At 57.9% G+C, this 24,057-nt stretch carries 21 protein-coding genes; 17 read left to right on the top strand and 4 right to left on the bottom strand.

Annotated features, from left to right (window positions below):
- Positions 1 to 3: 3 nt before the first annotated feature.
- Positions 4 to 2,322 carry a type VI secretion system Vgr family protein gene (locus tag Z947_RS20695; RefSeq protein ID WP_025042537.1) on the bottom strand — a complete coding sequence of 773 codons (2,319 nt, stop codon included), beginning with the start codon at positions 2,320 to 2,322 and terminating at the stop codon, positions 4 to 6.
- 215 nt (positions 2,323 to 2,537) lie between these two features.
- On the opposite strand from Z947_RS20695, the gene Z947_RS0101470 reads away from it, so the two are divergent.
- The 11 genes from Z947_RS0101470 (at position 2,538) to Z947_RS0101420 (ending at position 15,571) form a co-directional block, all read left to right on the top strand.
- Positions 2,538 to 3,137: a DUF6931 family protein gene (locus Z947_RS0101470; protein ID WP_025042536.1), complete on the top strand. Its 600-nt coding sequence runs from the start codon at positions 2,538 to 2,540 to the stop codon at positions 3,135 to 3,137.
- Positions 3,138 to 3,234: 97 nt separating this feature from the next.
- Positions 3,235 to 4,584 carry a type VI secretion system-associated FHA domain protein TagH gene (tagH, locus tag Z947_RS0101465; RefSeq protein ID WP_162171851.1) on the top strand — a complete coding sequence of 450 codons (1,350 nt, stop codon included), beginning with the start codon at positions 3,235 to 3,237 and terminating at the stop codon, positions 4,582 to 4,584.
- A gap of 52 nt (positions 4,585 to 4,636) precedes the next feature.
- Positions 4,637 to 5,974 (top strand): type VI secretion system protein TssA, encoded by a 1,338-nt coding sequence (locus Z947_RS0101460; RefSeq protein ID WP_025042534.1) that lies wholly within the window; start codon positions 4,637 to 4,639, stop codon positions 5,972 to 5,974.
- 126 nt (positions 5,975 to 6,100) lie between these two features.
- Positions 6,101 to 6,616 (top strand): type VI secretion system contractile sheath small subunit, encoded by a 516-nt coding sequence (gene tssB / locus Z947_RS0101455; protein ID WP_025042533.1) that lies wholly within the window; start codon positions 6,101 to 6,103, stop codon positions 6,614 to 6,616.
- A gap of 53 nt (positions 6,617 to 6,669) precedes the next feature.
- Positions 6,670 to 8,163: a type VI secretion system contractile sheath large subunit gene (tssC, locus tag Z947_RS0101450; RefSeq protein WP_025042532.1), complete on the top strand. Its 1,494-nt coding sequence runs from the start codon at positions 6,670 to 6,672 to the stop codon at positions 8,161 to 8,163.
- Between the two features lie 65 nt (positions 8,164 to 8,228).
- Entirely contained in the window at positions 8,229 to 8,726 is a 498-nt protein-coding gene (locus Z947_RS0101445; protein WP_025042531.1) for an Hcp family type VI secretion system effector, read from the top strand.
- 90 nt (positions 8,727 to 8,816) lie between these two features.
- Positions 8,817 to 9,416, top strand: coding sequence for a type VI secretion system baseplate subunit TssE (tssE, locus tag Z947_RS0101440; protein ID WP_025042530.1), 600 nt, complete (start codon positions 8,817 to 8,819; stop codon positions 9,414 to 9,416).
- 13 nt (positions 9,417 to 9,429) lie between these two features.
- Positions 9,430 to 11,370 (top strand): type VI secretion system baseplate subunit TssF, encoded by a 1,941-nt coding sequence (tssF, locus tag Z947_RS0101435; RefSeq protein ID WP_025042529.1) that lies wholly within the window; start codon positions 9,430 to 9,432, stop codon positions 11,368 to 11,370.
- On the top strand, positions 11,367 to 12,425 hold the full coding sequence (gene tssG / locus Z947_RS0101430) for a type VI secretion system baseplate subunit TssG (protein WP_025042528.1): 1,059 nt from the start codon (positions 11,367 to 11,369) through the stop codon (positions 12,423 to 12,425). The genes tssF and tssG overlap by 4 nt, the downstream gene beginning before the upstream one ends.
- Positions 12,426 to 12,443: 18 nt before the next feature.
- Positions 12,444 to 15,086, top strand: a complete 2,643-nt coding sequence (tssH, locus tag Z947_RS0101425) for a type VI secretion system ATPase TssH (RefSeq protein ID WP_025042527.1) — start codon at positions 12,444 to 12,446, stop codon at positions 15,084 to 15,086.
- A gap of 17 nt (positions 15,087 to 15,103) precedes the next feature.
- The gene (locus Z947_RS0101420; RefSeq protein WP_025042526.1) at positions 15,104 to 15,571 is read left to right on the top strand and encodes a hypothetical protein; all 468 of its coding nucleotides are present in this window, start codon (positions 15,104 to 15,106) and stop codon (positions 15,569 to 15,571) included.
- Between the two features lie 11 nt (positions 15,572 to 15,582).
- On the opposite strand, the gene Z947_RS0101415 is transcribed toward Z947_RS0101420, so the two are convergent.
- The 3 genes from Z947_RS0101415 to Z947_RS0101405 all read right to left on the bottom strand — a co-directional run bounded on the left by Z947_RS0101415 (position 15,583) and on the right by Z947_RS0101405 (position 19,837).
- Entirely contained in the window at positions 15,583 to 17,760 is a 2,178-nt protein-coding gene (locus Z947_RS0101415; RefSeq protein WP_162171850.1) for a peptidoglycan DD-metalloendopeptidase family protein, read from the bottom strand.
- A 147-nt stretch (positions 17,761 to 17,907) separates the two neighbouring features.
- Positions 17,908 to 19,329 (bottom strand): hypothetical protein, encoded by a 1,422-nt coding sequence (locus tag Z947_RS0101410; RefSeq protein WP_025042524.1) that lies wholly within the window; start codon positions 19,327 to 19,329, stop codon positions 17,908 to 17,910.
- A gap of 88 nt (positions 19,330 to 19,417) precedes the next feature.
- Positions 19,418 to 19,837, bottom strand: coding sequence for a DUF1036 domain-containing protein (locus Z947_RS0101405; RefSeq protein WP_025042523.1), 420 nt, complete (start codon positions 19,835 to 19,837; stop codon positions 19,418 to 19,420).
- Between the two features lie 195 nt (positions 19,838 to 20,032).
- Here Z947_RS0101405 and Z947_RS0101400 point away from each other — a divergent pair, with 195 nt between their 5' ends.
- The 6 genes from Z947_RS0101400 to Z947_RS0101375 all read left to right on the top strand — a co-directional run bounded on the left by Z947_RS0101400 (position 20,033) and on the right by Z947_RS0101375 (position 24,055).
- Complete coding sequence (locus Z947_RS0101400) at positions 20,033 to 20,515, top strand: hypothetical protein (RefSeq protein ID WP_156026604.1); 483 nt, start codon at positions 20,033 to 20,035, stop codon at positions 20,513 to 20,515.
- A 142-nt stretch (positions 20,516 to 20,657) separates the two neighbouring features.
- Positions 20,658 to 21,086: a hypothetical protein gene (locus tag Z947_RS0101395; protein WP_025042521.1), complete on the top strand. Its 429-nt coding sequence runs from the start codon at positions 20,658 to 20,660 to the stop codon at positions 21,084 to 21,086.
- Positions 21,087 to 21,135: 49 nt separating this feature from the next.
- Positions 21,136 to 21,777, top strand: coding sequence for a MotA/TolQ/ExbB proton channel family protein (locus Z947_RS0101390; RefSeq protein ID WP_025042520.1), 642 nt, complete (start codon positions 21,136 to 21,138; stop codon positions 21,775 to 21,777).
- Positions 21,746 to 22,249, top strand: coding sequence for an ExbD/TolR family protein (locus tag Z947_RS0101385; RefSeq protein ID WP_081781091.1), 504 nt, complete (start codon positions 21,746 to 21,748; stop codon positions 22,247 to 22,249). Before Z947_RS0101390 ends, Z947_RS0101385 begins: the two co-directional genes overlap by 32 nt.
- A 1-nt stretch (position 22,250) precedes the next feature.
- Positions 22,251 to 22,655, top strand: coding sequence for a hypothetical protein (locus Z947_RS0101380; RefSeq protein WP_025042518.1), 405 nt, complete (start codon positions 22,251 to 22,253; stop codon positions 22,653 to 22,655).
- The gene (locus Z947_RS0101375; protein WP_025042517.1) at positions 22,652 to 24,055 is read left to right on the top strand and encodes a hypothetical protein; all 1,404 of its coding nucleotides are present in this window, start codon (positions 22,652 to 22,654) and stop codon (positions 24,053 to 24,055) included. The genes Z947_RS0101380 and Z947_RS0101375 overlap by 4 nt, the downstream gene beginning before the upstream one ends.
- Positions 24,056 to 24,057: the final 2 nt, after the last annotated feature.

The following is a 24,057-nucleotide window of genomic DNA, read 5'->3' as shown; positions in this document are numbered from 1 at the left end:
GGATTACTTCCCCTTACAATCCTGCGCGAACGGCTTGTCCGATTTTAACGCATCGACCTGATCCGGCGCGCCGGAGGTGAAATCAACCTTGGGGGATTTCACCTTGAGGTGTTTGGTTTTGATCGTGATCCCGCTGTTGTCGATGATGATCGTGCCACCGGGGCCCCCGATGACAAACTTGTCCTTGGCATGCAGCGTATGTTTGCGGGTGCGGCTGAAAATTGATTTCTTGGTCTCGAGGTCGTAATCCTCGCCCACTTTGGTCTGCATCAGCTTACCCACCGAGGTGGTCAATACGTTACCGACCAGCACGTTCTTGGCCAGCCCCACCTGTTCGGTGGACCCCGCACCGACCGTTTCCTTTTTGTATTTCTCAACCGTCACATTCATTGTTCCTGTGGACGGCATGATCATTTGCAATAGCCGCGCCATGGTCGCGCCTTTGCCCAGCTGGTCCGCTCCGCCTGCGCTGCGATGTCCGCCCGATCCAGTGAACTGACCCTTCATCGCAATCGCCGCCAATTCGTTCGGCAAATCGGAAACCCCCGCCACAACGCCCGCAAAACCGCCAACACCAGCGCCTGATCCCGCTTTATTGGCACCCTTTTTCATGAACTTGCCGCCTGCCTGCACCAGCGGCATCAACATTTTCAGCAACCCCATGCCGCCGCCACCGACCGAAATGTTCTTGTTGGCACCGACCCGTTCCATCGAGTTGGCAGCAACATTAAGCGAGGCATTGGCCCCGATCTGTTCAACGCGGTTGGCCGAGATATTGGCACTTTGGTCATTCAGCACGCGGATTGTTTGATCCTTTTGCGCATGGATGGCCATGTTTTCCTGACCGGCCTGCGCTTCAAAGCTGATCTCGTTGAAACCGGCCCCCTCGTGGGTGTCGGCGCGGATCACATGTTTGGTTTTATGTGCGGGCAAACTGTAGGGGCGGTCGGTCTTGCCGTTGAACACACAGCCGGTGACCAGCGGCTTATCGGGGTCACCTTCCAGAAATTCGACCACTGCTTCCATGCCGATACGCGGAATAACCATCCCGCCATATTCTCCGGCTGCCGAATGTTGCAAAACGCGGCACCGCATCGAATAGGCCTTTTGCAAATCCCAGTGGAAGTGCACCAGAATGCGACCGTATTCATCGCAATCAATTTCACCCTCGCCCACAACCATCGCGGTTTGTGGGCCGTGGATACGTGGAACATGCGTCTTGCGCGGCGGCAGGATCGGCGCATCCACCGGTGTCAGCACATATTCACCGCTGAACGATGCCATGTCGCCCCCCGACCCGCCGGACTGATACCCGTTGGCCGAGTAGCTGTGGCGCGCCTCCAGACAGATTAATGTGCCGGCTTGGCGGCCCGGAATATCGTCACCCGTCAGATCCAGCGACATACCCGACGACAAGGACGGCGCGTTGCCGACCATGCGTTGACGGAGATCTGCCGATTCAATCTGTTTGAGCCGGGTTTGTGACAATCCTTTACCGATTCCGGCTTCCAGATAGTCGCCGGGATAGGCGTAGGATTCAATCTGCCCGTGCGGATGACTGCGGTTTGACAGCTGACTGACCTGCATCGACGCTTTGGGTGTTTTGAAATTGAAATCGGTAAGTTTGACAGCGCCAGTCGTCAGCCCCCTGCCCGACTGCCAATCCCAAAAATGTTCATCATCGGCGTTATGATCCTCAACCGAGTTGTAGTAATCGCGTGTGCCCCCCGCGATGGTAGAAAAACTGAGCGGATCGTCCGTCATCACCAGCGTATGCGCGCCGGCCTGATGGTCAAAACAATAGTTGATGCCGAACCGCTCCATCTGGCGGCAGATGAAATTGCGGTCTGTTTCACCGAATTGCACAGTATATTCGAGAACGGGATAATCCTGTAGCAACCGGTTATCAAACAGCGGCTGGGAGGCTTCGGCCCAATCGCCGAACACTTCCTCGATAATCTCGACCACAGTTTTATTGTGAAAAATACGCTGGTTCTGGCGTTGATCCGCCAGCCACAACCACGGGCGCAGGGTCAGGGAATAAAGGTATCCGCCATCCCCGACACCCAATGTTTCTGCGTCGGTGATAATTCCGTCATAAAATCGCGGACCATGCTGCTGATTGGAAAACGCAACATGCGCATGAGTGCCCATGAGTGCATTCAAATCAATATCAGCGTTCAGCGATACGGCTTCGACCCGATATTCGAACAGATCATTCACCGCGTCCTGTCCGGTAAACCGCAGCAGAACCAGTTCTGTTTCGCCCAACATTGTGGTCAGGATCGCCGGCCGGTTTTCTTGATTGAGAACTAAATTCATAAAACCCACTGATCTTATCTAGAATCAACCAAAGAGTAGCCCTTTGGCAGTGCATCAATCAAATAGGGATGCGCCTTTAAGTAGAATGGAAAACTTCTGGCTGATGTACAAGTAGGCAGAGGGGTGCCAGACACTGCAAATATCGTGGTGCGCGCGAAACAGATAAGTCCGGTGATGGATTGACGTAGCAGTTTTTTCGGCGAAACTCTGCTTTCATGGCTCCGAACGATCATGTGACCTCTGCCGAACCGGACAAAACGCAGCCCCCGTTGGCCGCGTTGCGCTATGCGACGCCCTCAGAACTCTATGCAAAAATGCCGCATGTTTCCCAGCTGACACTGCACCGGCCTGATGTCGCTGAACGGGCAATCGAATACCTGTACCGGCTGCGGGCCTCCACCACCCCAGAGGAGGCGGTGACCTATACCGCCTTTGCGACAATGCCCAAGATGGGGGTGTGGTGGGGCTATGAATGCCTGCGCCTGTCCGGCGACGACCTAAGCGCGGCCGACCGTCAAATGATGGAACTCGTGGCGAACTGGACACAGTACCCCGACAACGAGAACCGCTACCGCGCGATGAAGGCCGCACTTTACGCACCCGTGCTGACACCTGCGACTTACCTTGGCCTCGCGGTCGGTTGGTCCGGCGGGTCCATTGCGCCCAATGACCCTGCGGGGGTACCCGCCCATCGGGGGCCGCGTGCGCTAAATACTGCCGTATTGTCCTGCCTTGCGCAGTCCGATTTGCAATCCCGACCGATCCGTCTGGCGCGGTTTATCGATCAGGCGTCGGTTCTCTATCACGCAAACTAGGGCAGCAGTATGACGCCGGTTTGCCCCGCTTGTTCAGGGATATCCCACTGGAATTGACGGTAATTTTGGCGCAAGTTGGTCGCTAATGACACTGCGTATGCGAATCGATAATTTTGACACGCTCGACGACGGCGGCCCGACATGGATCACTCTTGACCAAAGAGGGGCGAGTGTCGGCAGACGTGCGTCGATGGATTGGATCCTGCCCGATCCGGCCAAACATGTCTCCAGCCACCATTTCGATATCCAATATGACAACGGCGCATATTGGCTGCGCGACGTGTCGACAAACGGAACCTATCTGCAAGGCAGTTATTACCGGATCGACGGTCCGCTTCACCTCAAGGGCGGCGAGCGGTTGATTGTCGGCCACTATATCATTGCCGTTGAACTAAGCACCCGACAGGCAGCGCCGCCGCGCCAGCAACAATCCGGTGTTACAATTGACCCTTGGGGCGGCATTGGGACAGATGCGGATCCTTGGGATATGAGTCCAGGGGCAGAGAGCGGCGGACTTGCGCCGGTGAACCCCCTGCCCCATCGCGCCGCCGATCCGCATCATTTTGATGACATGGCGCAGGATTTCGTGCCTTTGCAGCAGCCGTCCAGTCCCCACCAACGCGCTGGCGGTCCCGCGCCGCTTCAGCAGCCCGATATGCATCCGGCACAAAGTGATGCAGTTCAGCAACCGCCGCCGCAACAAGACCCCGCAAACCCGCCGCCCCTTGCAGCACCCAAAGCTGTGCCGATGCCACCCTTGGGCAACCCGTCGGAAACCATGATCAAACCGCCACCGCGCCGCACGTCGCCGGCCCCGGTTCCCGCCGCCGCGCCACCTGTGCCACCCCCACCGCAGCCAGACGGCCATGCGATCCTTGCCGCCTTTTGCGCCGGTGCGGGGCTTGACCCGAAAGACGTTGAAGGGGTCGATCCGCTGGCACTGGTCGAAGCGCTTGGCAAAAGCACGCGGGTGACGGTGGATGAGATCATGCTGATGCTGAAAGACCGCGCCAGTGTGAAACAGTTCACCCGCGGTGGCGAACGCACCATGCGCAGCGCAACAGGCAACAACCCGATGAAGTTTATGCCTGATGCAGACCAAGCCTTTGCTGCGCTGTTCATCAAACACCGCGAAGGGTTTGTGACCGGAGCAGAAGGGTTCGAAAACGCGCTCAGCGATTTGCGCCGGCATCAAACGGCTGTATTTGCGGCCCTGCAACCGGCGCTGGCTGAGGTCTTGACCGGTCTTGCCCCTGACGAAATTGCGGAACGCGAAGGCACCTCGAGCAATTTGTTGAGCGGATCGAAAAAAACGCGCAACTGGGATGCCTTTGTCAAACGCTGGGACAACAAGGCAAGCACGGGGGATCACGGCATGCTGGATGTGTTCCTGCGGGCCTTTGCCAAGGCCTATGCAGATGCGACAGGGAAATCCGGTCAATCTTGAAATATACAGAACCTCGCGAAGTACACGCGACACATGAAATGGGGACGAACTTGTGACCTTAGATGAATTGCTGACGCCCCTGTCCGACGCGGCCCCCTGCGGTCCTGATCTCGATGCGACAATGGACGCGGGTTATGAGGATTACTATTTTGGGGCCTTGGGGCGTTTGCCCGCCTATTATTATCGCCCCGGCGTGGAACGCCCCGACGGCACTGCCTCTCATGACATGGTTTTTGACAGTGGCGAGGTAGACATCAACGCCGAACGGCGCGCGATCGAAACGCTGCTGTCACGCAGCCGCGATATCCGCCTGCTGGTCCTTCTGGCCCAATGGGAAGCGCTAGCTGGCAGGATCGATCCATTGGCCGATGCCATTGAAGGGATTGCAGCCCTGATCGAAACTTTCGGCGACGCGGTGCACCCCGACCTGTCCGACGGGACATCTGCCCGCCGTGATGCATTGGGCGATCTCAACAGCCAGATCACCATGATCCAGCCCCTGCAATTTCTGGGCCTTACAGGCACCGACGAAGTCAGCCTGCGCAAAATTCGCGTGGCAAGCGGTGCCGTAACCCCATTGCAAAGCGAACAGGACCTGACCCCCGGCATGATGAGCGACGCACTAAGCGATCCGGGAAATAAGAAGCGGCTTGAGGTAAACCACGGCGCGCTTCTCCGTGTTGCCGACGCGCTGGCGCGCATATCAAAGGCCTGCCAGACCCACGCGACGGCTGCCTTTACGCCTTCGCTGGACTTGGTGACATCCACCGTTCAGGAAATGTTAGCTGCGATCAGTTCTGGGCGTCCCGAATTAAGCGTGCCCGAGGCACCGGCAGACACCGCCCCCGATCCGGCCCAAGCTGATACGCCGCAAGACAGCCCCGGTGCCGCCACTGAAACCCCGCTGGCCCTTTCGATTTCCAGTCACGACCATGCACGGCTGACGCTTGAAGCATGCGAGCACTATTACCGCCGCAACGAACCCTCCTCGGCTGCATTACTGCTGGTGACCCAGGCGCGCCTGTTGATCGGCCGCCCCCTGATCGAGGCCTTGGAAACCCTTTTGCCGGACAAGGCCGGTCAGGCCATCGTGGATTTTGGGCCGCAAACCGGTTTTGCCCTGAACATCGACCGTCTGCGTCAGTTAACCGACAGCGCCCCACAAAGCACTCCCCCCCAAAGTGACACGCAAGGACCCGACATCAGCCCCCCGGACATTGATACCGGCGCAGCGGCCGCAGGGGCCATGCGTGCGGTCGAAATCTACTTTCAAAAAGCCGAACGTTCATCCCCCGTCCCGATCCTGCTTCAACGCGCTAGAAGTTATCTTGAGCGGGATTTTCAATCATTGGTTGACGAACTGGTGCCAAGTGTGGAAACAAACTCGTGAGAATGAATTGTTTGTCAAATATCCTTTTGCGCCAACGCCTAAGATATAGGGGGTCGTTGACTTTGATGGTTAACGCTGCTTCACTTTTGATTGAAAAACCAAAGTTACTTTCTTGGAGTACTATGAATGGCGTCTGATTCTGGTTCCGGTTTCATTAAACGAAACCGCCCGCCCCGCGTGCAAATTCAATACGAAGATCCCTACGACAGCGAAAAAATGGTCGAGCTGCCATTTGTCATGGGCGTGATGTCGGATTTGTCGGGCAATAACCCCGGGGTTGAACCCGAAGCTGCGGATGACCGCAAGTTTTCGGACGTGACCAAAGACACGCTAGACGACTATATGGGTGCCACCAAACCCGGCATGACTTTTATGGTCGGCAACAAGCTTGACCCGGACAGCGGTCAGAAAATGGGCGTGGATCTGCAATTCGAGAAAATGGAAGACCTCGAGCCCGCAGCGATTGCGCGTCAGGTGCCAGCGCTCAAGAAAATTCTTGAAGCCCGCGAGCAGCTTGCAAACCTGCAGCGCTACATGAGCGCCAAACCCAAAGCGCAAGAGCATCTGAAAAAGCTGCTGAGCGACCCTGAATTGATGGCTGCCCTGGCGGATCGTGCCGGACCTGACACCGATGATGACTGATGTAGGCGGCACCAGCCCCAACTGTCAGCAGATAAGCCGGAAAAGAGATCAAGATGAGTAATGAAGCCCAACAGGAAAACCAGCAAGGCGCAGAGGCGCTGAACGAGCTTTCCGAATTCTCGGATATCCTGAAACAAACGATCAAGCCGCGATCTGATGTGGCGGCCAAGGAAGTCGACAACGCTGTTGTGGCCCTGGTGCGCGAGGCCATGGGCGACCAGTCGCTGATCGCCGAAGATGTAATTGATACGCTCGACGCGATGCTGGCCAAGCTTGACGAAAAGCTGACCGACCAGATGAACGAGATCATTCATAACGAAGAATTCCAGCAATTCGAAAGCAGCTGGCGCGGTCTGGCCTATACGCTCAATAATGCCGAAACGGACAGCACCCTGCGCGTTAAGGTTCTGAACATTTCGAAAAAAGAATTGCAGGCAATGATGCGCCGTTATCCCGGTGCCAAGTGGGACAAATCCCCGCTGCATGACATGGTATATGAACAAAACCTCGGCACCTTGGGCGGCAAGCCTTTCGGGTGTCTGATCGGGGATTATCATTTCAGCCAGTCCTCGCCTGATGTGAACCTGCTGAACTCCATCGGTAAAATCGCCGAAGCGTCATTGGCCCCCTTCGTGTCCGGCGCATCGCCCGAATTGCTTGGCCTCGACAGCTGGAACGAAATTTCTGTGCCACCGGATTTGAGCGAGATCTTTGAGACACCGGAATATGCCCAGTGGAACAGCCTGCGCGACAGCGAAAATGCGCGTTTCCTTGCGCTGACCCTGCCCCGTGTTCTGGCCCGTGAACCCTACGGCCCCAACAGCAATTCCGTGGTCGAAGAATTCAACTTTGTCGAAGATACCGACGGTCACGGCGGTCAGATGTATTCGTGGATGAATGCAGCCCACGCCATGGCCGCGAACATCAACCGTGCCTTCAAGGAAAGCGGTTGGACCGTGCGGATTCGTGGCGTGACGTCGGGTGGCGAGGTTGCGAACCTGCCGACACATCTGTTTGACACCGGTGACGGATCGAAGGATCTGAAGTGCCCGACCGAAGTGTCGATCACCGACCGTCGTGAGGGAGAACTTTCCCAGGCAGGTCTGATCGGCCTGATCCACCGTCAGCACACGGACAAGGCGGCGTTCATCGGGGCACAATCCCTGTACCGCCCCAAGAAATATGTCGACGATCTGGCCACCGCATCTGACAATATGTCGTCACGTATTCCTTACATTTTCGCGGTATCGCGGTTCAGCCATTACCTAAAGGCGATGGTGCGCGACAAAATCGGGCAGAGCCCTGACAGAATGCAGCTTCAGATGGACTTGCAGGCGTGGATCAATAAATATGTTTCAGGAAATCCAGACAGCGCCAGCGAATTTGAAAAGGCAAAAAAACCTTTGGCCGGCGCGAAAGTCGAGGTGGTCGAGGACGAATTGAACCCCGGTTACTATCAGGGCAAATTCTTCCTCAAGCCTCACTTCCAACTGGAAGGCATGGATATCGGGATGAGCCTCGTCTCCAAGCTGCCAACAGGTAAATAATAGAGAAATGACCCGCTGCGCAATTACGCGCGTCGGGTTTCAAAGCCCCTAAAGGAGTGAATTAGATGGCCATTGATTGCTTTTTGTATCTCGACAACAACATTGTAGGTGAGTCTCAGGACGACAAGCACCGCGACTGGATCGATATCCTGTCATGGGATTGGGGCATGGTTCAGTCCGGCACCACCCATCAGGGCGGCGGCGGCGGTGGCGGCAAGGTTGATGTCCGTGATATCACAATCAGCAAATACGTCGACAAAGCCACACACGACCTGATCGCGCGCTGCTGCTCTGGCGAGCACATCAAAAGCGGCCAGCTGGTAGTGCGTAAATCGGGCGGCCAAGCGCCGGTTGATTACCTCAAGATCGACATGGAAGACATCATCATCAGCACCTACAACACAGGTGGCAGCAAGGATGGTCTGGACCGCGTTCAGGAAACACTGACGCTGAACATGCGTCGTTTCCAGGTGACCTATACCTTCCAGGAGCAGTCCGGTGCCGCAGGCCCCGAAAGCATGGCCGGCTGGGAAATCGCCGAGAACAAAACCTGGGGCAAGTAAGACCGGCCTTTGCCGTCCACTTGTTTCGATATCAAAGAGGCTGGCCTTCGGGCCTGCCTCTGCGTCTGAGGACCTTGGGGATTGCCAACCATGGTTGGCCCGAACGCAAGCGAGATTATGCAAAACGCCCCGACCGACAAACGCCTTGCCACCCGCCGCAACTGGCGCAAAGGCGAGCGCGCCAAAGTTTCCATTCTTCAGGTTTTCCGCAATTCCTTTGAAGCAGGCGATGCACAGGGCAGCGGCGTAACCGCGGGTCCGCGCAGTCTGCAACGCCGTGACGGTTTGGACGAAGCGACCCTGCGCAAGTATTTAGAGACTGATTTAAACGCGCTGCTGAACACGGTTGAACTGGGGTCTGTGGTTAGTTTGCAAGATATGCCGCATGTCGCCGCGTCGATTGTGAACTACGGTTTCGGGGATCTGTCCAGCGTTGCGGCTGCCGATATCAACAGCCCCCGCATCAAGGAAACCATACGAAAATCCCTGATCAACCATGAACCCCGTCTGGTGCACGACAGCATCGAAGTCACTGTGGTGGAACCTGACGGCGACAACCGGCAACGGCTGTCCATCTCGGTTTCTGCCGAACTGATGGGCGATCCCATTGATATTCCTTTGGATTTCGACGCCGAGGTTGATATGGCCGCAGGCAAGTTGAAAATGTCCAAACTGAGGATACAGGCATGAACAGGGTACCGGCATGAAACGCGCCCTGCGCGAAGCCTATAACCGCGAACTGTCGCTTCTTAAGGAACGCGCAGCGGAGTTTGCGCAGGATTACCCCGGTCTTGCCGACCGCCTTGGCGGGCTGGTCGAGGAAAATCTTGATCCCACGGTTTCAGGCCTTCTCGAGGGCAGCGCCCTGTTGGCCGCCCGCGTCCAGACCAAGATGCAGGACGAGTTCAAGACATTCACCCATGAACTGCTGGATCAGGTGTTCCCCGACGCACTGGCCCCGACCCCTTCTGCGATGCTGGTGCAGGCAAATCTGCCATTGGAAAACACCGATCTGGCCAAGGGGATGACGTTTGACGCCGGTGCCTATATGGATGCCCGTTTCAAAGATGCCGACAAACAAATCGCCTGCCGCTTTGCCCTGACAGCGCCGCTGAAGCTCTGGCCGCTTGGGGTGAAGGACGTGAAATACCACGCCGGTGCCGGCCCCATCGGTGCGTTGGGACAAGAGATCGCGCAGGGCACCAAAGCCGGCATTGTGCTGACGCTTGAACGGCTTGGCGCGAAAGGGGCTGATCCGGCTGATCTGACGCTTGCAGGGCTGGGCGGCGATGCCGGACTTGATGAACTCGTGGTCCATCTGACCGGCCCCCTCAAAGACAGCGTTGCCCTTTTTGAACAACTGTTCTGCGACACCACCCGCATTTCGCTACGCTGGCTGAACGCGCAGGGCGATCCGGTGTTTGCCACCTTACCGCAGCACAGTCTTGAACAGGTCGGTTTTGATCGGAATCAACGTTTGTTCGCCCATAACACCCGCCTGTTCGAAGGCTTTGCCTTTCTGCGCGAATTCTTTGTTTTCCCACGTAAATTCGCCGGCTTCCGCCTAAGCGGTCTGGCCGATATCCTCCGCTATGTGCGCCAGACACAGGTCGAACTGGTCTTTGAATTCGACACCGTGAACCGCGTCCTTGCCTCACGTCTTGAAAAGGAACATTTCGCATTGAATGCCGCCCCTGCGGTCAATCAGTTCGAAGAAATGTCATCGCAGGTGCGCATCAATACCAAAGAACACGAGGCTGTGGTCACGCCCAACTCCACCCCGATCACCCACTACGAGGTCCAATCAATCAAGGACGTCTGGGCATTCTATCAGGGCCAGCAGAACAAGGTACGGGTTTATCCGCTGTATGCTCTGCCCCCCGATGCCAAGGATCCGCGGCAGGTCTTGTATTATACCTACCGGCGCCGCCCGCGCCGGTTGACCGCATCTGAACAAAGGTATGGCGCGTCAAACTATCGGTATCGCGGCACCGAAACCTTTGTCTCGATCTATGCCCCGCCCGGTGATGACGTCGTGCAACGGTTGCAGGTCAACACCCTGTGTTCCAACCGGCACCTGCCTGAATACCTGCCGATTGCGCAATCAAAGGATGACTTCTTTCTCTGCGATGATCAGGAGATTACGCTCGCTTGCATCGCAGGGCCCACCCCCCCTGCCGACAGCCTTGCCGATCTTGAATCCGGTGCTGCCCACCGCACCACATCGGGCGATGTCTATTGGCGGCTGGTGTCTTATCTGTCGCTAAATCACTACGGGTTGGAAAGCCGCGATGGCAAGGACGCCGCCGCCAGCATGCGCGAGATGCTGTCACTGTTTACCGACCTGTCCGACAATGTGAGCGAAGCGCAGATCGCGGGACTGAACAAGGTCGAAACCCGCCCCGTGGGCCGTACGATCCCACATGCAGACGGGTTTCACACCGCCCGCGGAATAGAGGTGACGCTGACCTTTGACGAAGAGGAATACGAGGGGTCGGGCGTGATGTTGCTGGCCGCCGTGCTGGACCGGTTCCTGTCGGAATATGCGGCCGTCAACAGCTTTACCCAAACGGTGGTACGCACCGTGCAGCGCGGCGAGATCAAGGTGTTTCCCCCCCGTTCGGGTTCAGGACCGTTGCTATGAGCAAGCCGAGCAAGACCGAAATCCTGAACCAACAGGATGCGCAGGCGAAAGCGGCGTTCGGTCAGGGGCTGTTCAACGTGCTGCGCCGTCTGGAGCGTGAGGGACAGGACGCGCCGCGCATCGGGCAGAACACGCGGCTTAAGGAATCGCTGGTACGCTTGGGACAGGATCCGTTTCTGGCCTTTCCCGATGCCGACATGGCGCGGGTTGATCTGGACGCCAGCCCGCCAATGATCCGCGCACAGTTTATGGGTTTCTTCGGACCCCAAGGCGCGCTGCCCTTGGTCTGGACCGAAGAGGTGCGGCGCTGGTTCGATGCAGGCGATCCGAGTTTCGTCGCCTTTACCGATATCTTTGCCGCCCGCTTTCAAGAACTGTTCTTTCGCGCATGGTCCGACGCCCGCGCGATCACCCAGTTTGATCACGAAGCCCAAGACCGGTTTTCCGCATATATTCTATCTCTCACCGGCAGCGGCTCGCCCAGCTATCGCAACCGTGACACGGTACCCGATACCGCGAAACAACGGCTTGCCCCTTTGGCCGCAGGGCGGATCAAAAGCCCGGTAAAACTGCGCCAGATGCTACAGGTACACTTCGGCGATACGGTAAAGGTCGACATTGATGAATTCGAACCAGCCTGGCTGGAATTTGAACCCGACGCCCTGTGCCAGATGGGACGCCAATCCGCGACGATGGGGCGCGATGCCACCCTTGGGGAACGCGTCCTGTCGATCGGTGAGAAAATTACCATCCAGATTTATGTGGAAAATTACGATGCCTATCTGCGCTTTCTGCCCGGTGGCGCGGACCACGCTCATCTGCGCGATCTGACGTTCTGGTATCTGGGCCGTGCCTTTGACATCGAAGTGGCGTTGTGGCTGCCCAAACCTGAAATACGCCCCGCCGTTCTGGGCCAGACGATCATGATGGGATGGATGGCCTGTATCGCCCCAGATCCCGATAATCCCGACCACCTGTTGCGCGTGACCCGCTTTGAACTCGCCCCCCTCGGCGACACGCAGGGCGACACCGAAACCAGACCCGCCGCCGCCTAGAATACCGAAGGACACCCGATGACCGAGATCACAATCGAGAAATATGCCGGCAAGATGAACCGCGCGGGCTATGACGCGTTTTTGCAGGCGATGCGCCATGCGCGCAGTGAACGCAACCGGTCGGTCGAATTGTGTCACTGGCTGTTCTATTCGCTCTCGAACAAGGATGCGGACCTGTCGGTGACCTTGGCTGAACTGAACCTTGATCGCGGGCGGGTGCTGAAAGACCTCGACAAGGCGATGAGCGCGCTGGACAAGAACGTCACAGAAACACCGGGCATTTCCGATTTTCTGTCGGATGCGCTGAACCACGCGTGGACATATGCGACCCTATTCTTTGGTGAACCGCAAATTCGCACCGGTCACGTCTTGGTCGCACTGCTCAGCGATCCACATCTGAAACGCCAATTGACCCGCTACTCCATGGTGTTTGACGAAATATCAGCCGACCAAATCTCTCAGGACAGCCGCACCATCTGGGCCAATTCCGAAGAAGACTCCATGCCGCCGATGGATGGCACCGGATTGTCCTCGCCCAGCGTTGATAGCGGGGGCGAGGATCGCAAGGGCGCCGCCACACCGTTGGGGCGTTTTGCCAAGGATATGACAGCCGTCGCCGCCACCACCGACCCGATCAAAGGGCGCGGCGACGAAATCCGCCAGATCATTGATGTGCTGCTGCGCCGTCGCCAGAACAACCCGATCCTGACGGGCGAGGCGGGCGTGGGCAAAACCGCCGTTGTCGAAGGCTTTGCTCAGGCTTTGGCCGCGGGCGACGTGCCGCCCAAACTGCAAGGCACCTTGCTGTATGAATTGGACATCCAGTCGATGCAGGCCGGCGCCGCGATGAAGGGTGAATTCGAACAGCGCCTCAAATCCGTGATCGACGAGGTACAGAACAGCCCGACGCCAATTATCCTGTTTATCGACGAAGCGCATACGCTGGTTGGTGCCGGCGGTGCGGCAGGCACCGGCGATGCCGCCAACATCCTGAAACCGGCGTTGGCGCGCGGCACGCTTCGCACCATCGGCGCCACCACGTGGTCAGAATACCGCCAGTATTTCGAAAAAGACCCCGCCCTGACCCGCCGTTTCCAACCGGTCAGCGTGGATGAACCCAGCGTTGAGCAATGCTGTTTCATGCTGCGCGGCATCCTTGGCCCGATGGAGGCACATCACGGCGTGCGTATCTCGGACGAAGCGATTGTTTCAGCCGTGTCGCTTTCCCACCGCTATATTCCCGCGCGCCAACTGCCGGACAAAGCAGTGTCTTTGCTGGATACGGCTTGCGCAAGGGTAGCGGTCAGTCAGGCATCCGTACCGGCGCGGATCGCCGATACCAAAGACAAGATCGAGGCACTGAGCAGCGAGATCGCCAGCAAAATCGCCGAACGGGATTTGGGTGAAACTGATGAGGAACGCCTTACCGAAGCCGAAAATGAAAAGGCAGAACTCGCAACGCGCCTGACCGAACTGGAGGCCAGTTACACCGCCGAAAAGGAAGTTGTGGATCGTATTCTGGAATTGCGCCTGTCGCTGGCTGCACAGAACCCAGAAGAAGACGCACCAGACCCTGAAACCCTACGCGCCGAAATGTATGAAAAGATGGCAACGCTGGATGGCGGTAACCCCGACAACCGTATGGTTTATGCCCATGTCGATGCCCAGGCCGTCGCGAGCGTGATCAGCGACTGGACCGGCATTCCCGCAGGGCGCATGGTGCAGGATGAACTGCAGGCCGTGCTGCAACTGGCCGATCGATTACAAGAACGCGTTATCGGACAGGACCACGGGCTGAAGGCCATCGCCAAACGGATCGAAACCAACCGCGCGGGCCTGTCAAACCCGAACAAACCCATCGGGGTGTTCATGCTGTGCGGGCCATCCGGTGTGGGCAAGACGGAAACCGCACTGGCCTTGGCAGAACAGCTTTACGGTGGTGAACAAAACGTCATCACCATCAACATGAGCGAGTTTCAGGAAGCCCACACCGTTTCCCTGCTCAAAGGGGCGCCTCCCGGTTATGTTGGCTATGGCGAAGGCGGCCGGTTGACCGAAGCAGTGCGGCGCAAACCCTATTCCGTGGTGCTGCTGGACGAGATCGAAAAGGCCCACCCGGATGTGCACGAGTTGTTCTTTCAGGTCTTTGACAAAGGCGTAATGGAAGACGGCAACGGACGCACAATTGATTTCAAGAACACCATCATTTTGCTGACCTCGAATGTCGGCACCGATGTAATCATGAAGATGGCCGAAGCGGGCGAGACCACACCGGATCTGGATGAACTTGAGGTCGCAATGAAGCCCTTCCAGCTCGACGTTTTCCCACCAGCCCTTCTGGGCCGGATTGTTTCGATCCCGTATTTTCCACTGGGCCGCGACGTGTTGACGGGTATCACCAAATTGAAACTGGGCGCTGTTGAACGCCGCCTCAAGGGCGCGCATGGCGCGGTGATCACCTATGCGGACGGAGTCATCGAACATATCGTCGCACAATGCCGCGACCCTGATAGCGGCGGGCGCATGATTGACAACATCATCACCAACTCGATCCTTCCAGACCTCAGCCGTCAGGTCTTGAGCCGGATGGTATCAGGGGATGCTTTTGCAACGGTTGAAGTGTCGGTGGTGGACGATGGGTTTAGGTATAATTTCATATAATCGATAGGGAGAAGAAGATGGCGGCGGAAAAGCTGGATTGGGTGTTGGTTCAAAGCTATGGCAATGATGCCATTGGAGCGGTTGGTTTTATCGGCAACAAAGCCGTATGCGTAACAGCCTTTCATGATGATTGGGATGCAAACAGGGACGGCACCGTGAAAGGTGCCGAATTCTTTTTGTCAAAGATGCCTTTCCTCAGTCTTGAAGGGAAAAATGTAGTCGAGGTCGCTCGGCAAGGTCAGTATCAGCAAGATATCCTTAAGCGCGATGCTGGTTTCTCAAATATGGCGACCAAGCTTTACTTGAATTTTGCCCGTGGGTTGGTGCTTGACGGTATATATACGGTGTATTTTTCTCGTGCTGTAAAAATGCAGGCGCGCGGTGCTGCAAAAATGATCGGCGGCGGCACAGTCAAGGAATTTGCGATCCGCAAAGGGTATGAAAAAGCGGTGAAGGAAGCGTTTAACGCGGCAACAGCGCGGTAGACGCCTTCGGCCTAAAGCTCCGCCAACATCGCATCCACCGCTTTTCGATAGGCCAAAGCTTCGGGCGGGATGCGGCGTACCGGTGCGGGGCTTGGCATACCATGCCCGCGCCGCCGCATTTTGCGGTCGGACCACGCTCGCAAATCGGCAATGGTTTTGCCGCGCAAGAACGGGTTCGCATTCACCACCTGCGCGCCCATCACTGATAAAACCGAAGCCTCCGCATCCGCCCGCAAGGCTTTATGCGCCCCCGCCGGCCCCAGAAAATGGGCAAGATAAAGACGCCCCGCGGTGATCAGATGACCGCGCGCGCGCAGGAAAGCTTCGTTTTCCCGCGCCAGATTGCGCACCATTGCGCGGCTCAGCGCGGGATCCGTGCGCAGCGCCAATACCTGTGACCGGCTCATCTTGCGCACCAGATCGGGCCGATAGTCCCGCATCATCCGCAACCACGTGCTCTGGATAAACTGACCAAGACCGGTCGCCGTCGACAGTGGGTTTTTGGCCGTCGCAACACCCGCGCTTTCGACACGGATGATCTGGTTCACCAAAGCATCGACCGCCTGTGTCACACCACCGCTGCCGCCCCCCGCATAGGTGAGCGGGTCAAGCGGCTGGCCGTCGACATGCAGTTCGAAATGCAGATGCGGACCGGTGCTGCGGCCGGTGGTACCGACGAACCCGATCACCGACCCGGCGGAAACCTGTGTGCCCTTTTTCAAGGTCTTAGCAAAGCCATCCAGATGGGCATACCGTGTCTCTACCCCATCTCCGTGATCCAGATAAATGACGTTGCCATACCCGCCGCCTTGGCCCGCCCGCGTGACACGTCCGGCCGCCACCGCGCGCACCGGCGTGCCGGTAGGTGCTGCCCAATCCACCCCGTTGTGGTTGCGTAACTGGTTCAGAATAGGGTGATGGCGCGGCCCGAAACCGGAGGTTTTTACGCCATCGACCGGCACCAGAAATCCGCCGCCAAGGCCACCACCGGTGCCCGCAGGCCCCTCGAAATCAAAACAGCTGAAGTCATCTGCGCTTGCCAGAACATAACAGCGCATGTTTTGCGTTTTACCGTGGATCCCGACATACAGCACTTCGCCCAAACCCCGCGCCAAAGGTCCCGGATCAGCAGCACGCAGCACCACCATTTCGTCGTCATCCGCGACAAAGCGTTCCAGATCGAAACGCTGCGACATCAACACAATCAGTTCACCGACAACACTTGTCGACATCCCGTTGCGGATCGCCGCAGAATATAGCGCATCCAACAGCCGGACCTCACCGGGCTTGCCAACGTCCTGACCGATATCACCGGAGCGCGACAAAAGATCCGCATCAATCCAAGGATCTGCCGCGGGTTCAAACCGCCCTGCACCGATCTGCGCAAGGCTGGCCAAATATCCATCCGGCCCATAAACCGACATCGACATCAAGCGCCCCGCAATCGCATCGGGCCGCAGACGCAACGCCACAACCGACCCACGGGGCAAAAGTTCGGGCAGGTTCAGTTTCTGTTCAGCGGCGCGTGTAACGCCAGCCGTTTCGTTTCCGCTTAGCCCACCCGACACCAGAATATCCGGCAAGCGCCGCGCAGTCTGAAGCACAATGATCTCGTCCTTGAACAAAACGCTGCGCTGACTTTCGCGTAACGTGACGGCTGTGCTGGTGGTATTCTCTATCTGCGTTTCGACATAAACGGCAGCCTGGGTTGGCGCATCCTGTCGGGTTTCCGCCCCCTCGATAAGCGCGCCCCAACTGCTGTCTTCTTCAACAACGATCAATGCACCTTCTGACACGGGTGGGACGTTGGCTTTATCTGTTGCCGCGCGAAACCCCTGACTGCGCTGCGCTTTGAACAAGGCAAAATCGTCGCGGCTGGATGGTAGGGTCGTGATCAAACGCCGTTCTGCCACAAACAAGCTGTCCTTCAGCGCCAGCACAGCGTTCGGCCCATCGCGGGTCAGGCGACCGCGCGCAAACGCCGTCGGGGCGGACAGGGTTTTTGTCTTGTCGTTTTGTACTCCGGCAAACCGCAGGATCATCGGATCGCGGCGCAAATCGACAAAGGAATTCAACCGCTCCACATCGACAGAAGATCGGGCTGTTGCATCGCTTTGTACCAACGCAAGCTCGCTATCTGCGGTGGTCGGGTTATCTGTCTGCTCAAGGCCCGAAACATCACCCGACACCCACAACGCCCAGCCCCAAAACAATGCGGCACAAACACCAGGACCCGAAACGATGGCCCCGATCCAAAGACCGCGCCGCCGCCGGCGTCGGGTTTTGGCATGTCGCGCTGTGGTTTGAAAACGCGGATCAACCTCGAACGGCATAGATTACCGGAACACGCCGCCCAGCCTGCTGCCGGAAATCGTTCGTTTCGGGGCCGCTTTTGCCGCTGGTTTTGGCGCTGCGCGCCGCGTTGTGGTGGCACGCGGTTTGGCAGCGGTGCGGCTGGTTGTTCTGCTCGAACCGGACGATGCTGCACGCGGTTGCGCGGCGGCGGCGACAGGTTTCGGGCAGACAATGTCATCCTGCATAACAATCTGGCGGAACAGATCGACGGTTGGATCAAGCGAAACTGCTTCTACCCCGTCAATCTCGTCAAAGTAGCGCCCGACAGAACGACGCGACCCCGGCCCCCATTGCCCGTCAATGCCGGCTGAATAACAACCCATCCGCGCCAGTTCGGTTTGCAGCGCCGTCGCCAGCAGCGGTGCAGGCGGGTCGAAAGCACCCGAGGCGACTAACGTGCCAAACAACTCGGCATCCTGAGCGCGCAAGGCGCGGCGCGCCTCTAGGTTTTCATAGCTGATTTCGTTGCTCGTCACCTCGCCCAAAGGTTCGGCAGGGCTAAAGGACGCAAGCGTAAGATCCTCGATAATACCGACAATGATAGACGGTTCTGGCAAACCCGCCGCCCGTGGCAATGCCGCCTGTTGGGCCTGCGGTGTGGGGGCAAAAATTACGACCTCGCCTGCATCAGGCGAAGGTGTCGCGGTTTGCAAGGCAACCGGCATCAATGCCACATTGGCAGCTGGGGCGCTGACCGGTGTCAGGGAAACCACTGAATTGCTGACCACATCATTGCTGATCAGCGATACCACAGGCGCAGCCGGCGCAGGCGCGGCGCGCAACACCAAATCGTTCTGCAAGGTGGAGGTGACCGTCACGCCGGCAAGCAGACTGCCAAGTCCGGTGTCGGTCTGGATCTCGGATCTCAGCAAATCGGTCAGCCGCATACCCGTCGCGGGACAATCCGCCCCCGCAACTGTGGAAACCGCGCTTAGCATCTCCATTCCCGGTTGCGGCAGGGGCAGGACAAGATCAACATCCTGAGCCGGGCAGGCCTCGACCAACAGCGCCACTTTGCTCAGGCCGGCGGCCGCCAACCGGCCGACCACATCGTCAAAGCGCAGCGGCCCACCCTCAAGCAGAATGCCCGCACCGTCCTGTGTCAGCGGGCCGGTCAAATAGATCACAGCGCTTTCGTTGCCATCCAATACGTCTAAGGCCGCGATCGCAGCGTCACGGGGTTGATCGCGCAACATTTGCACCACATCCAGCCCGCCACTGCGCAATGCAGCGGCAGCATGGAATGCATCAGAGAATGCACTGGGCACGGCAGGACCGGATTGGCCAATCACAACGCCTTGCCAGTCTTGGGCCATTGCCGCCGTCGACAACATCAAACCAGCCGCACATCCCAGTGATGTCGCCCAGTTGCGCAAACGCCGACTTTGTCCAAAGGGGATCATTCTGCCTAATCTCCTGTCTTCCAAATTATCCTACATCGAAAATCCTGCCGAGAGCGAGTCGTGATTGGCGCAGCTGTCGGGAAATCCCTCATTTCGCGGGCGGATAGATGAAAAAGGTCCAGCGCTCGCTTTTGCGGGTGTCTACTTCGTGAAACCTTGCTTCGATCAGCCCACGCACAAGGCAATCCGCCTCTCCCGTGATCTTAAACCGGTCCGGTGCAACACACATCGGCGTGGCACCTGTCAGTACTTCGCGGCCAAAGACATCCTGCGCGAAGACGTAAAAATATCGGGAGGTCAGGACCTCATCAATCACATTGGCGCATTGATTGGGACCAATTGTCCACCAACCCGAGGTGTTGAACGCCGTCCGTTCATAGGCACCCAGCGCCACGTTGATCACATCAAAGGTCTGGTTGCAGACGGCAAATTGCGCCGCGCCCCGTGACGGCAGACCGTGGATCAGGGCAATACAGCCCGCCAGAAAACCAATCACATTGCGGCGCATTAAACGTCCTGACACAAGATTCCCGCAAATAACCTGTTCACAGACGGTGCTTAGAAGGCAATGATTTCAAAAACTTCCGCCAAGCTGCGTGGGCAAAATACCACAAATTCGATCCATAGCCACAATAATGCTGAAAAACAGCGCAATATAGGCTATATTGCCGCCATGATACGCGTTTTAGGCATAACAGTCGGCTTGGTTATCTTGACCGTTGGTGGGGGCATCGGCCTTTCCAATGCCCATGGCTCCGCAGGAAAGGCGGCGATATCCACGCCCGACCCTTTCGAGCCGGACAATGCTGAACTGCGCCGGATCCCCTTGTCTGTGAAAAAGGAACTGACAGCGGATGCCCCGGATGCTGAGGATATGTCGCATGTGGTGGCTAAAGATGTGTCGCGGGCCAATGTCATGCGCTGGCGTTTGTTCGGATCGACACTGGCACCGGAAACCGGCAAGCGTCCGAAATCACGCAGCAAGGCACCAACACAAACGGCACACGCCTCAAGCGATCTGGTGTTTGATGCGCCGGTTCTATCTTCAGCTGTGACCCCCGTTCTGGCGCCGTCACCGCAACAACGCGTGCTTGCTGTGCCGCCGGCACAGACCCAACCGGTAAAGAAGCATCGCAGCATGCATGATAACCCGAACCCCGGGTTCCTGATCGGCGTTTTCCGCTAGGTCAGCGCAGCATCGCGCCACAGCACAAATTTCCCGTTTCACATCCGAAAATTGCGGCTTTTCCCATGATTCCGATTGACTTGTGACGCAGTTCGCGGCGCTATGGTCAGGCAATTGGTTAATATATTTGCAAGGAAGTCTCATGTTATTTAAGCGCCTTTTTCTCACGACACTCGCCACCACAATCGCCCTCGCCACCTCGTCATTTGCACAGGAAACACCGGTATTTTCGCTGGAACTGAACGGTGCGACCGAAACCGAGGCCGGCAGCTGCCGACTGACCTATGTTGCGGCAAACCGGACCGGCAACGCCCTGGACAGAACCGCATACGAAGTCGCGGTATTTGATTCTCAGGGGGCCGTAACACGGCTTTTGGTACTGGAATTCGGTGATCTGGTTGAGGGTAAAACCAAAATTCTGCAATTTGATCTTGCCGGAACCCCTTGCGGTGCCATCTCGCGCATTGTTGTCAATGATGCGGCGGCCTGTGTCGTTGCCGGTGCGGAGTCACCGATTTGCATGCAATCGCTGACCGCCTCTTCACGCACAGCAATTCAGTTCGGCATCTGATCTTTGGATCACGGCGTGCCTTGGCACGGATGACGACAGAAAGGACGTTATGGAACAGTTCTTGGGGACTTCTTTCAATCCTGCCACGTTGGTAGTGTTTTTTGCTTTGGCGGTGCTCTCCTTGATGTCGGTTACGGTTTCCGTCTTCAAGTTGGTCCAGTTTGCCCGCATCGGCGTTGGCAAAAGGCACCGCGCAGAGGAAATTCTGGATACCTGGCTGTCGGGGCGCGGTGACGATGCGATGCGGCTGGCCTCTGATCGTAAATCGGTCCTGTCGCGCATCCTGCAAGCGGTGTTTTCCGGCGTTCAGGCCAAGCCGGGTGATACCGCCTATGCCGAAGAGCTGGGCCGCCAGACCGCCGTAATCGAACTGGCACGCATGACCGAAAGGATGCGCCTGCTGGAGATGGTGGTACAAGCCGCCCCGATGCTGGGTTTGCTGGGTACCGTGATCGGCATGATTGATGCGTTTTCGGTCTTGTCGCTGTCGGATGGCGGTGTCGATCCCGCGGCCCTTGCCGGTGGCATCTGGACCGCTTTGACAACAACGGCTGTGGGGCTGGCGATTGCGTTGATTGCCTATTTCTTTGCCAGCTGGTTCGAAAGCCGGATCGACCGTGAACGCAACCTGATCGAAGCGGCGATTTCCGCCGCGATCTATGGTCGGGTTGACCCAACCGCAAAGGCATAGCAGGGGCGTGGCAAGCGGCTTTACCCTTAACCTACCAAAAAGGCGGACAAATTACCGCTTTGCATTGACGCCTTTGGCCGATGCAATGTTCCAGCTGTTGATTTTCTTTATGTTGTCATCGGGTCTGACACCCTATTCATTGTTGCCGTTTCAAAGTGCGCAGGCACAGGCCAATGCCGCCCCCACGGTTGCCGGTGAAGAGGGCGAAGACCCCGAACCGCCCGCCCTTGAGGATGCCGGTGATGTCGCCCTTTGGACCATCGAGGCCGAGACAGTTCTGGTCGGGGGGCAACGGTTTGGATTTGACGCGCTCGACGATCTTGCCGACGCGCTTGGAACTGCCGGATCGCCCGGAGCGGTTGTCCTAATTGTGCGCCCTTCCGCACAGGTTCAGGATATCACCACGGTTCTTGCGCGCCTTAGTGCCGCCGAGGTCGCCTCCGTACAGGTGAGTATCGGGGAGGAGTTCTGATATGGCTCCGCGTCGTCGCCCCCTGCCCCGCCCGAGCGACCCGATCAGACCCGATGTCTCGTTGTTCATTGTGAACATCGTTTTGCTGCTGATCCTGTTCTTTCTGGCGACCGGTTCATTGGTCAGTACGCCGGACGAAGGGGTGCGCATATCTGAAACCCGCGACCTGCCGATTGACCAGTTGCCCAAACCGGTGCTGATCGTTGAAGAAGACGGCAGGTTGACACTTGATGGCGAAGAACTGGCGGCCGACGGGTTGCCTCAAGCGATGGTCGGTCACAGCGTTCTGCATGTATTGATCGACCGCACTGCCCCCGCCCTTGATCTGCTGAAACTGGTCAACCGGCCCGGCATGGAAAACCTGGATATCCGGCTTGTCACCATTCACCGGAGTAAGGGAACATGAGCTTTCTACCTTACAGCGCATCCGGTTCCGGCGGATGGTGGGCCGCAACAACAGGGGCTGTTGTCCTGCATGGTGCGGCCATCGCGATCGGGTTTGGCGGATTGCAAAATGTGCTGGCGGTTGCTGCACCTGATCCCGAAGAGCGCCCCGAATACACGATCACAATTGCGCCCCTCGACAGTGACACCATCGCCGGTTTGCTGGAACAGGAGGGCGAGGCGGGCGCGGATGACGGCGACGGAATTGATCCCGCCGCCCCCGAAACCGTCGAAGATGCCGCGCCCGAAGAACTGGCCGCACTTGCACCGGAAGAAACCGTTGCCGCAGAGCCAGTTGCACCGGAAGCCGTCGAACCCGAACCCGTCGAGCCGGAGCCGGTAGAGCCCGAAGCCGTCGCGCAAGAACCTGAAAAACTGGCCGCATTAGAGCCTGAAACACCCGAAGCGCTTGACCCCATTGCCGCCGCCCCGATCGAGGCGGAGCCGGAATCCATCCAACCCATCACCCCTGCCGCGCCCGAAATGCCCGATAGCAATCCCTTGATCCCCGAAACGGTCACGGCTTTGCCATCTGCTGCTGCGCTTAGCCCAGTTGTGCCCGAAGGCACCGCGGGATTGATTGCAACGCCAGTGCCCAGCGGTGCGGAAACGATTACCCGTGTGCCGGCACAAACCGAAATCATCCGCCCTGCCGCCGCTGCTGGCACTGTTGTCGCGGCGATAGGACGCAGACCCGACATCACACCGCCCAAACCGAAAGCCGCCGCGCCTGCCCCTTCCGCGCAGGATATCGCCGTGGGCGAATTGCTGCGCCGGATCAAAACCGCTGTGACCGATCCTTGTCTGCTGGCCTTGCCGCGCCGGGACGGTACAGAGGGTGTCGGTCTTGCCCTGATCGCCAGCTCGGATGCTGCTATGGCGCGGTTCAGTGATACCGTGCTCACCGAGAAAGACACCGACATCCGTCAAACCCGCGTGCTGATTGACGAACGGCAATGCGCCGCGCTGGATTATGTCAGATTGAACCGCGATTATCCGGCGACGCAGCTTGGTCTGCGCCTTGATGCCGCTGAAGTGCCGTCAGGCGGCAACCTTACCGGTGTCCTTCGGGGGACGGCGGGGCGGTATGTGACTTTGGTCCTTATCGACAACAATGGTGTGGTGCAGGATCTGCAACGCTTTATGTCGTTCTCTGGCAACTTCGCGCGGTTTGACGTGCCCGTCACCCGCCCGGGTGCGCCCCGCGATACCAAACAGATGCTGCTGGCCATTGCGACGCGCCGCCCTGCGACAGAAATTCGCGCAAGGGCGGGGCAACTGGCCCAGGATGTGTTTTCCGGCCTGTCCGGCGAGATCGCCAGTCAAGCAGCCCTCGCCGTCACCACCTTTGACGTGCGTTGATC

This window comes from Sulfitobacter geojensis, from assembly GCF_000622325.1.
GTDB lineage: Bacteria > Pseudomonadota > Alphaproteobacteria > Rhodobacterales > Rhodobacteraceae > Sulfitobacter > Sulfitobacter geojensis.
The sequence above is the reverse complement of the archived record's forward strand: the minus strand, read 5'-3'. Positions and strand labels throughout refer to the sequence as shown.

Bases quoted from the DNA above. Each gene is read 5' to 3' on its own strand.
- Z947_RS20695 (WP_025042537.1), bottom strand. From the start codon at position 2,322: ATGAATTTAGTTCTCAATCAAGAAAACCGGCCGGCGATCCTGACCACA.
- Z947_RS0101470 (WP_025042536.1), top strand. From the start codon at position 2,538: ATGGCTCCGAACGATCATGTGACCTCTGCCGAACCGGACAAAACGCAG.
- tagH (WP_162171851.1), top strand. From the start codon at position 3,235: ATGCGAATCGATAATTTTGACACGCTCGACGACGGCGGCCCGACATGG.
- tssB (WP_025042533.1), top strand. From the start codon at position 6,101: ATGGCGTCTGATTCTGGTTCCGGTTTCATTAAACGAAACCGCCCGCCC.
- tssC (WP_025042532.1), top strand. From the start codon at position 6,670: ATGAGTAATGAAGCCCAACAGGAAAACCAGCAAGGCGCAGAGGCGCTG.
- Z947_RS0101445 (WP_025042531.1), top strand. From the start codon at position 8,229: ATGGCCATTGATTGCTTTTTGTATCTCGACAACAACATTGTAGGTGAG.
- tssE (WP_025042530.1), top strand. From the start codon at position 8,817: ATGGTTGGCCCGAACGCAAGCGAGATTATGCAAAACGCCCCGACCGAC.
- tssF (WP_025042529.1), top strand. From the start codon at position 9,430: ATGAAACGCGCCCTGCGCGAAGCCTATAACCGCGAACTGTCGCTTCTT.
- tssG (WP_025042528.1), top strand. From the start codon at position 11,367: ATGAGCAAGCCGAGCAAGACCGAAATCCTGAACCAACAGGATGCGCAG.
- tssH (WP_025042527.1), top strand. From the start codon at position 12,444: ATGACCGAGATCACAATCGAGAAATATGCCGGCAAGATGAACCGCGCG.
- Z947_RS0101420 (WP_025042526.1), top strand. From the start codon at position 15,104: ATGGCGGCGGAAAAGCTGGATTGGGTGTTGGTTCAAAGCTATGGCAAT.
- Z947_RS0101410 (WP_025042524.1), bottom strand. From the start codon at position 19,329: ATGATCCCCTTTGGACAAAGTCGGCGTTTGCGCAACTGGGCGACATCA.
- Z947_RS0101405 (WP_025042523.1), bottom strand. From the start codon at position 19,837: ATGCGCCGCAATGTGATTGGTTTTCTGGCGGGCTGTATTGCCCTGATC.
- Z947_RS0101395 (WP_025042521.1), top strand. From the start codon at position 20,658: ATGTTATTTAAGCGCCTTTTTCTCACGACACTCGCCACCACAATCGCC.
- Z947_RS0101390 (WP_025042520.1), top strand. From the start codon at position 21,136: ATGGAACAGTTCTTGGGGACTTCTTTCAATCCTGCCACGTTGGTAGTG.
- Z947_RS0101385 (WP_081781091.1), top strand. From the start codon at position 21,746: ATGGTCGGGTTGACCCAACCGCAAAGGCATAGCAGGGGCGTGGCAAGC.
- Z947_RS0101380 (WP_025042518.1), top strand. From the start codon at position 22,251: ATGGCTCCGCGTCGTCGCCCCCTGCCCCGCCCGAGCGACCCGATCAGA.
- Z947_RS0101375 (WP_025042517.1), top strand. From the start codon at position 22,652: ATGAGCTTTCTACCTTACAGCGCATCCGGTTCCGGCGGATGGTGGGCC.